The sequence below is a fragment of the Austwickia chelonae genome, from assembly GCF_003391095.1.
Taxonomy (GTDB): domain Bacteria; phylum Actinomycetota; class Actinomycetes; order Actinomycetales; family Dermatophilaceae; genus Austwickia; species Austwickia chelonae_A.
In genome coordinates, this window is the sequence record NZ_CP031447.1 from 395,043 (window position 1) to 407,383 (window position 12,341).

General features: G+C 66.2%; 11 protein-coding genes. All 11 read left to right on the plus strand.

The window, feature by feature from the left end:
• Positions 1–16 precede the first annotated feature (16 nt).
• The 11 genes from DX923_RS01760 (at position 17) to DX923_RS16550 (ending at position 12,285) form a co-directional block, all read left to right on the plus strand.
• Positions 17–1,288: a beta-ketoacyl-[acyl-carrier-protein] synthase family protein gene (locus DX923_RS01760; protein WP_116112253.1), complete on the plus strand. Its 1,272-nt coding sequence runs from the start codon at positions 17–19 to the stop codon at positions 1,286–1,288.
• On the plus strand, positions 1,285–3,006 hold the full coding sequence (locus DX923_RS01765) for a CoA-transferase (protein WP_116112255.1): 1,722 nt from the start codon (positions 1,285–1,287) through the stop codon (positions 3,004–3,006). The genes DX923_RS01760 and DX923_RS01765 overlap by 4 nt, the downstream gene beginning before the upstream one ends.
• Positions 3,006–4,019: a ketoacyl-ACP synthase III gene (locus DX923_RS01770; RefSeq protein ID WP_116112256.1), complete on the plus strand. Its 1,014-nt coding sequence runs from the start codon at positions 3,006–3,008 to the stop codon at positions 4,017–4,019. The genes DX923_RS01765 and DX923_RS01770 overlap by 1 nt, the downstream gene beginning before the upstream one ends.
• Positions 4,012–4,992, plus strand: a complete 981-nt coding sequence (locus DX923_RS01775; protein ID WP_205413083.1) for a 3-oxoacyl-[acyl-carrier-protein] synthase III C-terminal domain-containing protein — start codon at positions 4,012–4,014, stop codon at positions 4,990–4,992. The genes DX923_RS01770 and DX923_RS01775 overlap by 8 nt, the downstream gene beginning before the upstream one ends.
• Positions 4,985–5,776, plus strand: coding sequence for an SDR family NAD(P)-dependent oxidoreductase (locus DX923_RS01780; protein ID WP_116112258.1), 792 nt, complete (start codon positions 4,985–4,987; stop codon positions 5,774–5,776). Before DX923_RS01775 ends, DX923_RS01780 begins: the two co-directional genes overlap by 8 nt.
• 37 nt (positions 5,777–5,813) lie before the next feature.
• The gene (locus DX923_RS01785; protein WP_205413084.1) at positions 5,814–6,590 is read left to right on the plus strand and encodes an SDR family NAD(P)-dependent oxidoreductase; all 777 of its coding nucleotides are present in this window, start codon (positions 5,814–5,816) and stop codon (positions 6,588–6,590) included.
• Positions 6,587–7,900, plus strand: a complete 1,314-nt coding sequence (locus DX923_RS01790) for a beta-ketoacyl synthase N-terminal-like domain-containing protein (RefSeq protein ID WP_116112261.1) — start codon at positions 6,587–6,589, stop codon at positions 7,898–7,900. The genes DX923_RS01785 and DX923_RS01790 overlap by 4 nt, the downstream gene beginning before the upstream one ends.
• A 118-nt stretch (positions 7,901–8,018) precedes the next feature.
• Entirely contained in the window at positions 8,019–9,158 is a 1,140-nt protein-coding gene (locus DX923_RS01795; RefSeq protein ID WP_162872710.1) for a beta-ketoacyl synthase N-terminal-like domain-containing protein, read from the plus strand.
• Complete coding sequence (locus tag DX923_RS01800) at positions 9,155–10,600, plus strand: SDR family oxidoreductase (RefSeq protein ID WP_116112264.1); 1,446 nt, start codon at positions 9,155–9,157, stop codon at positions 10,598–10,600. Before DX923_RS01795 ends, DX923_RS01800 begins: the two co-directional genes overlap by 4 nt.
• Positions 10,597–11,367, plus strand: coding sequence for an SDR family oxidoreductase (locus DX923_RS01805; RefSeq protein ID WP_162872711.1), 771 nt, complete (start codon positions 10,597–10,599; stop codon positions 11,365–11,367). The genes DX923_RS01800 and DX923_RS01805 overlap by 4 nt, the downstream gene beginning before the upstream one ends.
• 78 nt (positions 11,368–11,445) lie before the next feature.
• Complete coding sequence (locus tag DX923_RS16550) at positions 11,446–12,285, plus strand: enoyl-CoA hydratase/isomerase family protein (protein WP_116112267.1); 840 nt, start codon at positions 11,446–11,448, stop codon at positions 12,283–12,285.
• Positions 12,286–12,341 lie beyond the last annotated feature (56 nt).

Below are 12,341 nucleotides of genomic sequence, written 5' to 3' on the forward strand. Positions count from 1 at the left end.
TGGTGAGGATTGTTGTATGGGAAAATTCTTTGAAGAATCTATTGCCATTACCGGTATCGGGCTTGTCCTGCCAGGGACGTCAAGTGTGGCGGACTTCTGGGAAAATGTGAGTCAGGGAAAGTCGCAGATAGGTGCGCTCACCCGGTTCAATGGCACAGCAGGTGGGTTGAACGTCCACGCGTCGGCCGAGATCCGGGACTTCGATCATCGCCATGACCTTCCCGATCTCCCTGAGAAACATGCAGCGAAATACAGTCGCGAAATTCTCATCTCGATGTCTGCGATTTCTTCTGCTCTCCACGATGCCGGCCACCGGGCCCAGACGATCGCCGGGCCACGGCTCTCCATCGTCCAGTCCTCCTCACGGGGGCCGCTGGAATGGTGGCGAGGAGCCATGTCCGGCGACGGCAGCCACGCTTTCGCCGACCGCGGCGCCATGTTCCGAGGCCTGGCCGGCTGCCCCGCCTCCCTCAGCGCGGTCCACCTGGGTGCGCAAGGGCTCGTGACCACGCTGTCCAGCGCCTGCGTCGGAGGGCATCATGCCCTCGGCCTGGCCATGGACCAGCTTCGTGCCGGACGAGCAGACGTCGTGTTGGCCGGCGGACACGAATTCCCCGTGCTGGCCGAAGTAGCCCACTGCTACACGGCGATGGGCCAGGGAGTGCTCTCCAGGCAACAGGACGAACCGCATCGGGCAGTCAAGCCGTACCACCGCGACCGCGACGGATTCGCCCTTGGAGAAGGAGCCATCACGCTCTGTCTCGAACGGGAAAGCGATGCCAGGGCGCGCGGCGCTCGGATCTACGGTCTGCTGCTCGCCCACGTCCCCATGAACGAAGCCAACCACGGTACGAGCATGGACCTCGAAGGACATGTCACCGCCGATGTGCTCTCCCGCGCACTCGAATCCTCAGGTCGAGCTGCTGACGAAGTGGGCTTCGTGTGCGGACACGGAACAGCCACCCGCTACAACGACCTCGCTGAAGTCCGGGCACTGCGCACCCTCTACTCCGGTCGCCTGTCCGGAGCGCTTCCGCCGCACGGCTCCAACAAGGCGATCTACGGACACACCTTCGGGATGGCCGGTGTACTCAATGTCACCGCCACAACACTGGCTCTACACCACGGCCTGCTCCCGAAGACCGCCAACCTCGACGTCGTCGACCCCGAATGCGACATCGACCACCTCGCTGACGGACCTCGGGCGACGAAGGCAGACCTCGCACTGTCGATGTCCTTCGCCTTCGGCAGCCAGACCTCCGTCATGTCCGTGGGATCGGCCGCATGAAAATGACACCGGAAAAACGAGACTCGACATTCATCGCCGACGGACCGGACGAACTGGTCAGCGCATTGGTGCGCCCCGGTGAACATGTCCACCTAGCCGCCACGATGTCCCGCCCCAATGCGCTCCAGCGGTCCCTCGCCCGGGTTTTTCGTGGACAAAGGAATCTGGTGGTGAGCACACCTGCAGTGCACTCCAGTGCCCACGCCCTCGCGCTCTCCGGATGTTGCCGGAAACTCATCACCGGTTTTCTCGGCGACACCTACCCGACGCCGCGTCCCAACAGCCTGTACCGAAATGTCCACCAAGGGATCCCCTTCGAGGTGGAGCTCTGGTCACTCCTGACCTACACCCAGCGGCTCATGGCCGGCGCTCTCGGACAACCGTTCGCCACGACAGGCTCCGACCTCCTCGGCACGAGCCTGGGCGCAGACAAGGAAGAACATCTCACCACCGTCGAGGTCGGCCCCGAAGGCCACACCGTGACCTTGATGACCCCGCTTCGTCCCGATATCGCGCTCTACCACGGCGTCTGCGCCGACCCAGAGGGCAATATCGCGATCTGCGCCCCCTACGGCGAGGGCCCCTGGGCGGCCTACGCGGCGAAGCGAGGTGTGATCGCCTCGGTGGAATACCTCGTCCCTCGTGGGGAACTGCCCGATATCGCCGATCACATCCTCATCCCCGCTTCACGCGTCATCGGGCTCTGCGAGGCACGCTACGGGGCCCACCCCAACTCGCTGCGCGCCAAAGGACTCGCCGGCGTCGAAACATATCTGGACGACTACGACCACCTACGTCACATCGTCGAGGCCTGCTCAACAGAAGCCGGAGCCCGACGCTGGTTCGACGAATGGGTCCTGGACGGAACACACCAGGAGTACGTGCGCAAACTTCAACAGACCGGAGCCGTCACCCGGATCGCTCTACCAGTCAGAACAACCGAACCACCGCCGAACGATGACACCGTCGAGATCAGCTCGATTCCTGCGGAACCGACCAAGCAGGAACGACTCGTGATCCTCGGTGCCCGGGCCATCAAAAGACTGGTGCTGGAACGAGGCTATGACACCGTCCTCGCCGGGATCGGCACCTCACACATCGCGGCCTGGGTCGCCTGCCAGCAGCTACGGGCCGACGGACATCCCGTCGTCTTCGCTGCCGAGCTCGGCCTCGTGGCCGACGAACCTTCGACGGGCGACGTCTTCCTCTTCAGCCAACGGCACGTCGCCAAGGCACAGATGCTCACCGGCATTCCGGAGATCCTCGGCGGACTCGTCGCAGCGAACGACCGATGCCTGGGCGTCCTCTCAGCCGCCGAGGTGGACCCGGAAGGCAATCTCAACACCGTCCTCCTGCCCGACGGGCGGTGGGTGACCGGCAGCGGAGGAGCCAATGACATCGCGTCGAGCTCCGACTGCGTCGTGATCGCACCCGCCTCACGTCGACGGTACGTCCGCGAACTCGCGCACACCACGAGCCCAGGAAAACGAGTGCAAACACTGGTTTCACACGTGGGCACATTCCACCGCAGGGAGGACGGGCGTTTCGCGCTCGCCTCCTGGCTACCCGAAGACCAGGCGGAGACCCCGGCCGACGCCATGGCCCGCCTCACCAGTTGGGACCCCGAGGACTTGCCGACCCCCTGGGACGAGGAACCCATCTCCGAAACAGAGCTCGCCTGCGTGCGTGCCATCGATCCGAAAGGGGACTACCGCTGATGAATCCCGAGACCTTCCACCGCCTGGGGCAAGTGCCGCACCTACCGCCGACTCATCTGAGCGGCATCGCGCACTACTTTCCCGGTGCGCCGGTGACCAACGACTACTTCACGAACCTGCCGGATCTCGGGATCGACGAAGCCTGGATCCAGGAACACACCGGAATCCACAGCCGGCACTGGCCGGACGAGACGGTCGAACGCCCGGTGGAGATGGCCGCACACGCCGTCGAACAGGCCTTGGAACGAGCACAGCTCGAACCGACCGATATCGACCTGGTGATCGGTACCACCTCGACCACGCGACCGAGGGTGAACCCCTCCTCCCTGACCAACCGTTACATGGACATCTCCCTGCCGTTGCAGGCCCAATGCGGCCTCACCCGGGCAGTGTGTTTCGACGTCGCCGCTGTCGCCTGCGCAGGCTTCCTCTACGGGAGCGCGGTGTCGATGTCCCTCCTGGCCTCTCTGGGCATGCGCAATGCTCTCGTGGTCTGCGCAGAGAATCCGCGCCCGATCCTCAACTTCGGATACCGCTACTCGACGCTCTTCGGTGCAGGCGCGGCAGCTGCTGTCTGGTCCGCCGGCGACGGCCCCGGGAAGCTCTGCGACGTCGTGCTCCACGCCGACGGAAAGTATTTCGGTGCCTTCGACATCGACGACAACGACAAGATGCTCATGAAGGGGAAGACCATCGGCGAGGTCGGCCCGGGACTGCTGGCAGCCGCGGCACAAGAACTCATGGAACGCAACGAGCTGACGCCGGACGACATCACCTGGTTCCTTCCCCACCAAGGCAACCTCAACATGATCGACGCCGTCTGCGACCTCGTGCAGATCCCGCGCAGCGTCACACTGACCAACATCCAGTCCCGGGGGAACACCTCCAGCGTGAGTATCCCGAGCTGCCTGTCGGAGAATCTCCAATCGGGCCAGGTCAAGCCCGGTGACACCGTCCTCACCGTCGGTATCGGCCGTGGACTGAGCTGGGGAGGGATGCTGTTCCGTGCCTGAGCAGCCAAAACCCGACGCGGGGATCTGGTCCCATGCAGGGATCCAGATCATCGGCTACGGGCACAACTACCCCGCTGAACTCGTCGTCAACGATCCCGGTGAAGCACTCCGTCCTGGATCGGTGGACCAGGCGGTCATCGGCGGCATCGACGTGCGCTCACGCTATGTCACCGCCGAGAACGAGACCCTCGTCGAACTGGCCGCAGGCGCAGCACAACGAGCCCTGGCCGATGCAGCGACGCGGCCTGAGGACGTCGGACTGGTCGTGCTGAGCAACTGGACAGACCGGCAGTTCGTCCCCGAACCCGCACCGGAGCTCGCGATGGTGCTCGGGATGCCTGGCGCATTCGCCTACAACACGTGCGGTGCCTGCACAGGTTTCATCCACGGCGTGCAACAGGCAGCTGCACTGCTGATGACTGGCGGATACGGTCAGACCGCGCTCGTGGTCAGCGCCGACCGGTTCTCCCGGCGCGTGAGACCCGGCAGCAAGGGAACCCTCATCGTCGGCGATGCCGCAGGCGCGGCAGTACTGCACACCGGAGGTGCCCCAGGAACCGGACTTCTTGACACCGTCATGTTCGCCAGCGGCCTGGACCGAGAAGTCACTACGGTGCGACCCCCGGACGGATACATCCGCAGCCAACGGCATCTGCTCGAGCTTGCGGTCGCTTCCCACCGGAGGACGGTCAACGTCCTGCTCGCACGCAACGGACTGGCCATGGACGACCTCGACTGGTTCGTTCCGCATCCCGGCACCGGTGCCTTGCACCGCGCCATGCAGGAAGAACTGTCGGTTCCTTCGCAGAAGTTCGTCACCAACTACGAGGAGCGAGGCAACACCGGTAGCGCGTCCATCCCCATCATGCTGTCCGAGATGCGGGCGGACGGGCGGCTGCGCGACGGAGACCTGGTGATGACGCCGACAGTCGGCGCAGGCTGGTTCTACGGGGGGATGATTTTCCGTGCCTGACGCACCCTGGGCTTTGGTCACCGGCGCCAGCAGAGGCCTGGGCAGCTCACTCGCCGTCGCACTGGCTCGTACCGGATACCAGGTCGTGACCTGCGCGCGCTCACAAGAGCGGCTTGAAGAGCAGGCGGAAATAGCACGGGCAGCAGGCCTCACGCTGCATCCTGTCGTGGCAGATGTGACCGACGAGTCGAGCGTGGACTCGCTGTTCACCGAAGTGGAACGACTGGCCGGACGACTCGACCTCTGCGTGAACAATGCCGGCACGAACAACTCCCACCAGCTGGTTCGTGCTACATCCGATCCCGAGCAACTACATCGCTACCCGCTGCAGGACTGGCGGACCACGATCGACCTCTGCCTCACCGGAACCTTCCTGGTCGGCCGCGCCGCTGCCGCCATGATGGTTCGGCAGAGCAGCGGCGTCATCGTGAACATCTCGTCCGCGGTGCGACATGGCGCTTACGGGCAATCTGCTTACGCCGCAGCCAAAGCCGGAGTGGAGTCGCTCACGCGTACCTGGTCCTGGGAACTCGGGGAACACGGCGTCCGCGTGGTGGCGATCGCTCCCGGCGTGCTCGATGGCGAACGACTACGAGAACGCATCGCTGCAAGTGAACGCCACCGGGCCTACATGGCAGCGCTGAAGACACAAACCCCGCTCCAACGGTGGGCCGAGACGGACGACGTCTGCGACGCAGTCATCTTCGCCGCATCCCATGACTCGGTGACTGGAACAGTTCTGGAGGTTCACTGTGGAGGCATCCCCCCACGCGTCCGTATCTGACCGGACCCACCGACGCTTCGTCGGCCGGACCGCCCTGGTGAGCGGCGCAAGCAGCGGCATCGGCGCAGAAGTGGCACGAAGCCTGGCCCGGGAAGGCGCAGCGGTCGCGATCCTGGCCCGGAACGAGCAGGCACTGGCCGCAGTCGCCACACAGATTCAGGACGAAGGCGGCGAAGCCATCGTCGTCGCCGCCGATCTCCGCTACACGGACGCCGTGAAGGCCGCAGTGCAGGAGGTGAGAGAACGACTAGGCGGGCCGGACCTACTCGTCAACTGTGCCGTCGACGCCACCGACCAAGTCTTCCTGGAGGACCAGGACGACAAAGACCTGGCCCGCGGCCTGGACATCAACCTCGGGGGAGCATTCCGCCTGTGCCACGCCGTCGTGCCCGACATGACCCAGCGACAACGGGGCGGGATCGTGCTGGTCTCCTCCGTGGCCGGACTGCGCGGCCTCCCGTCCAACACCGGGTACTGCGCCGCGAAGCACGGGGTCATCGGGCTCGTGCGAGCCCTCGCCCTGGAAGTCGGACACGTGGGCGTACGCGTCAATGCCGTCTGCCCGGGGCTGGTCGATGCTCCGGGGACCACCGATGCTCCACGGTACGCCAACGACTTCATGCGCAGCCTCGCGGAACATCACGGCCCGGTCGACCTCACCTGGGAGCGTTACCTGGCCCGGGCCGTACGCTCGACAGCGCTCCGCAGACTCATCTCCCCGGGAGAAGTCGCGAGCACCATCCGCTTCCTGCTCTCGGACGATTCCGACGGCATCACAGGCCAAGCGATCGTCATCGACGGAGGCGCCTCATGACGCCACCCTCTGCCCTCGACCCGGTGATCACCGGGATGGGCTTCTGCCTTCCCGGCGACAGCGAGACACCGACGACAACCATCGACCAGCTCTGGAAGGTCGCCTCGACCGGCACCAGCAGGGTGCGCACCGGCGACTTCTTCCACGGGACAGTGCACGGGGCCGCAGCGGAAGCCGCCCGGCGATGGCCGACGATCCCCGAACACCATCTGGCTTCCTACCAGGAGGTGCACCACCTCGGTCTGGTATCCCTCCACGAGGCTCTCCACGACGCAGGGCTCGACCCCGCCGGTGAGGAAGTCCGCGACTCAGCAGTCCTCACCGCCCGAGCAGGAGTCGACTCGACCTATGACACCTACCGCGCCTGGCACGACCTGGGAACAACGGCAGACCCGCGGAACATCAAGTCACATTTCGTGCAGCTCCTCCTGGGCGGAACCTGGTCCGACGTCGGACTGATCCAGAGCGCCATGCTCCGCAGCCGCGGAACGAGCTTTGTCCTCAGCTCCGGGTGCGCCTCGTCCGCGGAGCTCCTCGGGATCGCCGCGGACCTGATCCGCAGCAGACGAGAGGACCTCGTCGTCGTCACCGGCGTAGACCATTTCAAAGCAGACCGGGTCCTCCACGGAGCCAGACTCGCCGCCAGCGTGGAACAGACGATGCCGGTGACGGCCACCCACCATGCCGACCCCCCCGCCGCTCCGCGACACGACCGGCAGATGCGCCCCTACGACGTGCACAGCGACTGCATGAACTACGGCAGCGGCGCCGCGACCCTCGTCGTGGAGTCCCGGGCACGGGCCGAGCGACGTCCTGCCCGGATACACGGGCGCATCCTCGGCCAATGCACCCGCCGCGGAGGACTGCACAGCGCAGTAGCGCTCGCGACAGACGGCTCGGCTCTTGCCGAGGCGGCCCGCACCGTTCTCCGGCGTGCGGGCCTGACGCCTAAGGACATCACGTACGTGAACGGCGGCGCCGAAGGCGATCCGCTCTTCGCTCGGCTGGAGGCGAATGCTCTCATCGAGCTGATGGGGTCTGCGCCGATGCCGCTCGTCAGCTCTCAGGAGGCATGTTTCGGACACAGCGGGGCACCCTTGGGCGCACTCGAAGCGGCACTCACGGTCCTCATGATGTCTCGAGGAGAGGTCTGCCCCACGGCGGCCTGCATCTACCCCGACCCCACGTTGCCCTTCGATCCGATGCCGGGCACATGGACACGACCGCTCGAGATGGACAGAGCACTGAGCTTCAACTACCAGGTCGGTGGCGTGTACAGCGCGTTGCTTCTCGGGGCTTCCGATGAGTGACGGCCGGTTCACTTTGCTTGGTGCCGGCGTTCTGTTCCCCGGACCCGGCGGAGGGGCGTGCACGACATTCTCCGAGGTGATGGCCTGCGTCCGGGCGTCGACGAGTTGCCTCACTCCGTTGTCACCTCACAACGGGCTGGGGAGCACCGTCCTCGGACGGATAGATGACCTCGAAGGCGCTGCGGCACTGTCACTGGACCCAGGGGAAGCGAGCCGTTACTCGCGGGCGGCGCTGCTGGGCGCTGCCGCAGTGCGGGATGCGCTACGCGAGGCAGGTGTCGACGCCGCGGACACCTCCGGACGGACGATCCTGGTGACCGCGTCGCTGCAGTTCGGGGCGAGCGAGTTGCAGGAGATGTACGAAACATTCGTGCAGGGTGATGCAGCCGATGTGGGGATGGCCTATTGGCGCCGGGGGACACCGGCTGCGCTGATCGGAGGGATCTCCGCGCTTCTAGGGCTCAGCTGGCCGACTCTCAATATCGCCGGGAGCTGCAATGTCGGTCTCCGGGCGCTGGAGGTGGGGCTGGCAGTACTCTCCGCCGGGCTGGCGGATCGGCTGGTCCTCCTCGGTGTCGACAGCTGTGTGGACGACCTCTTCCTCGCCGGGGCGCTGCACCAGGGAAGCAGCGGCTATCAGGCCGCGGTGGCCAGTCTCGACATCGAGGACGTGCGCCCGCACGACAGCGACCCGCGCGGCAATGCCAGCGGAGAGGGCGCCATCGCCTTGGTCATCGAGGCTGACACTCTGCCCGACCGGGGACGGCCGTTCCGAATCGACCTTCGCACGGTGCGGAGCTCCGGGCGGTCGACGGTGGCGACAGGGCCCACCGCACCCCTGGCCCAGGCGACCAGTGAGCTGCTCAGAGACGCCGAGATCGGTCTGGCCGACGTGGCCTTCGTCAACGACTATGCAGACGGGAACGCCTTTGTCGAGGAACATTTCGTGGCTTTTCTCGACGAACTCAGATCCCTTGAGGAGCACCGGGGGCGGCTGACGCTGGTCAACCAGGAGGGGATCTTCGGCCATGTCGCCGGGCCCGGTGGCCTGCTCCGCCTCCTCGTGACATTGGAGATGCTGGCCGAGGGAGCCGCCGCGCCGTGCCCGCACGTCCGCGCACCCCACGGGGGTCTCGGCTCGGTGAATCTCGCCGGTGGACCGTTGAACGACGCGGCGGGACCGGCCCTGATCGTGAGTTCCGGCGCGGGGGGAGACGCCACTGTCGCGCTCGTCTGGGCCGGGGGAGAAAGACAATGAAGGGAGAGACGACGATGCAGGTAGCCGTGGAGGGCCCTGACCCTGAACCCGTCTCGTTGGTCCGAAGGGCACTCGATCTCATCGGTCAGCCGGCCGGATCAGGCGACATGACAGGACAGGTCGATGCCGCATGCCTGGCGGTGGCGGTCAATGCTGCTCTGGGTGCGCCCCGTAGCGCAGCGGATATTGACCGTTCCCGTTTCGAGGCCCATGCCGCCGAGCTCGTCTCTCGGGGGTCAGGGCGGTTGATCCTGGTCTCCGACATAGGTCCGGGGAGTCGACGAGGGGGCGGTTTCCACGCCGAAGCAGCTGAGCTGCTCGGGTGGTGGGAGCAGCTGGTGGTCGACGCCGCGCGGCACGGCGTATCGGCGTGCCACATCCAGGTCGGCTACTCGCCGGAGGCGGGGCACGCTCTGACCGGGATTCAGGCGCAGCACGTCCTGCGCTACCAGCCACTCCGGCGAGGAACCCGAGCCGAGGATCTCGCCTCAGCTTTCGATCTCCTGCTCGCTCCCGCCGGTGGATACCTGGTGGGAGAGACCCTGCGGGTCGACGGCGGAGCACATCTCGGTTGTTTCCCCGCGATCCGTGGCGATGGATCCCCGGGGCCCAGCCGCGCAGAGGTGCCTGTCACCGGCAGCCCCGGCCTGTTGCAGGGGCAGGTTGCCCTCGTGACCGGAGCGAGCAGCGGGATCGGGCGGGCGATCTCCTTGGAACTTGCTGCACGGGGAGCCGATGTCGTGCTGGCTGCACGGCGCGTCGACAAACTCGACGAGGTGGCGCACGAGATCGTTTCCGGCGGTTCGCAGGCGTGGACACTCGAGACCGACCTGAGCGATCCGGCGGCGGCGGCATCACTCGTCGACAGGGCTTGGGCAGCGGCAGGCGGTCCGGTGCATCGTCTCGCCTGCTCGGCGGGTCAGCTCGGGCTGGCCGAACCAGGTGGTGAAGGCGTTCGGCGAACCACCATGCAGGTGAACTTCTTCTCTTCTGCGACGGTGACCGAGAACATGGTGACCAGATGGGTGGACCGTGGATTGCCCGGCTCCGCCGTCGCGGTCAGCTCGGTGAGTTCGACTCTGGCTCCCGTCGCCCTGCTGGAGAACTACGGTCCGAGCAAAGCTGCTCTCAGCCAGCATCATCGGGCCTTGGCGGTCTCGGTGGGACGGTGCGGAATCCGCACCAATACCGTCTGCCCCGGCATCATCCAGACCGACATGGGCGATGTGGCTGAGGAGATGCACCGCCGTGGCTGGTTGAGCAGGATCCCCCTGGGGCGAGTGGGAACACCGGCAGAGGTCGCGGCCGTCGTCGGCTACCTCCTGGCTTCAGGATCGGAGATGGTCACGGGCACCGCCCCACGTATCGACGGAGGATTCGGGCTCGGATGGGTGGCCGGTCTTCAGGACGTGCGTGCGCTGTGTGCGGGGGAGACGTCATGACGCGGCCACGGACTGCCCTGGTACTCGGTGCGTCCAGTGGAGTCGGCGCAGCGGTGGCGCGGATGCTCGCCGGTTCAGGCCATACCGTCTCGTTGTGCGCACGTCGTGAGCGTGAGCTGAAAGCGATCTGCGATGACATCACCGCCTCAGGCGGGCACGCTGTGAAGCTTGCACGGGATCTGTCCGTGCCTGGAGCGGCCGAGGAAGTGGTCCGCTGGACGCAGGACGAGCTGGGAGAGATTGACATCCTGGTCTCCTGCGCGGGGATGGCCCGGCTGTCTCCACTGCACGAGTACAGGTTCCAGTGGTGGGAGCGGCAGCTGCGCCTGAACAGCCTCGTCAACGTCGAGGCAGCGGCAGCGGTGCTGCCTTCGATGCGCGCCCGCAGATCGGGCTGGATCATCATCATCGGGTCTGCGGCCGGCCTCTCCGCGGTGCCCGGCACTGGGGGCTACGGGGTGTCGAAGGCGGCCGCACACCATGTCGCGAAAGTGCTCTGCGCCGAGAACCGCGGCCACGGCATCCATGTCCACGCGCTGTGTCCGGGGTGGGTGCGTACCGAGCTCGCTGCCGACCCGCACACACTCGGAGTGCCCGAGGAACTCCTGCTTCAGGCGGAGGACATCGCTGAGGTGGTCAGGTGGCTCGTGGCCCTTCCTGCGAGGGTGCAGATCGGGCCGGTGATCGAGGTTCAACCACTCGACCCCGCTGCTGATGCCACAGCGGGCATCGCGCGTTTCGTCGGCCACCAGCAGGAAGGCCCTTGACATGACGACTTCTTGGACCGGCGGTGACGGTTTCGTCCAGCAGCTGGCCGTACCGGATCGTCAGCGAGGGATTCCTCGATGAGACATGTCGCAGGCCCTCGTGGCGACCTGAACGCTCTGGCGGGGGACGACGACGGTATCCGTGTGTGTCGTGACGGTGCCGTCGGCGTCATCGCCCTTCACCGGGGTGGGCAGCACAACGCCCTGACAGCTGCCATGGGTCGCCGTCTGCTCGACGCGGTCGTACGGGCGGCGGCAGATCCGTCGGTGCGCTGCCTCCTCCTCGTAGGAGAAGACGGATCCTTCTGCGCGGGCGATGACCTGCACGGTGTGCAGGCGTGGAACGGCGGTAAACCCGGGGAAGCGCCCTTCGATCCGTTGACCCACGACGCCTACTACTTGCGGATCTGCGAGTCGCTGATCCAAGCGCCGAAACCGGTCGTGGCTGGTCTGACGGGAGTGACCGCCGGGGCCGGGCTCGATATCGCGTGCGCTGCCGACTACCGGGTCGCCGGTGAGCAGGCCAGGTTCGCCAGCCGCCTGATCAACGTGGGCCATGTCGGCCATGCCGTGCTGTTGCCACGGATCATCGGGGTGGGCCGGGCCACGAACTGGTACTTGACCGGGCGCCTGGTGGGTGCGCGGGAAGCCTTCTCCGCAGGGTTCCTGGACGAGGTCGTGCCTGACGACGAAGTTCATACGAGGGCCACGCGGCTTGCCCGTGAGCTGGCCTGCGCACCGACGGCATCCATCGGATTGTTCAAAGATCTGCGGGAACGGGCATGGGGTCAGCCTGTTCAGGCGGGCCTTCGCCTGCAGGACGCCTGTCATCTCGTGACCCACGATCAGGTGAGGGACGCCTCCCGGGGCATTGAGGCTGCGGCCGACGGGCACCGAGCGGACTTTCAGGGCGACTGAGGCGGAGAGCGTTGCCGGACAACCAGTCCGAGGCCACTTCGGGCGCGATGGGTAGC

What these genes read in the sequence shown, in the direction of transcription:
- DX923_RS01770 (WP_116112256.1), top strand. Translation starts at nt 3,006, where the DNA reads ATGAATCCCGAGACCTTCCACCGCCTGGGGCAAGTGCCGCACCTACCG.
- DX923_RS01805 (WP_162872711.1), top strand. Translation starts at nt 10,597, where the DNA reads ATGACGCGGCCACGGACTGCCCTGGTACTCGGTGCGTCCAGTGGAGTC.
- DX923_RS01765 (WP_116112255.1), top strand. Translation starts at nt 1,285, where the DNA reads ATGAAAATGACACCGGAAAAACGAGACTCGACATTCATCGCCGACGGA.
- DX923_RS01800 (WP_116112264.1), top strand. Translation starts at nt 9,155, where the DNA reads ATGAAGGGAGAGACGACGATGCAGGTAGCCGTGGAGGGCCCTGACCCT.
- DX923_RS16550 (WP_116112267.1), top strand. Translation starts at nt 11,446, where the DNA reads ATGAGACATGTCGCAGGCCCTCGTGGCGACCTGAACGCTCTGGCGGGG.
- DX923_RS01760 (WP_116112253.1), top strand. Translation starts at nt 17, where the DNA reads ATGGGAAAATTCTTTGAAGAATCTATTGCCATTACCGGTATCGGGCTT.
- DX923_RS01790 (WP_116112261.1), top strand. Translation starts at nt 6,587, where the DNA reads ATGACGCCACCCTCTGCCCTCGACCCGGTGATCACCGGGATGGGCTTC.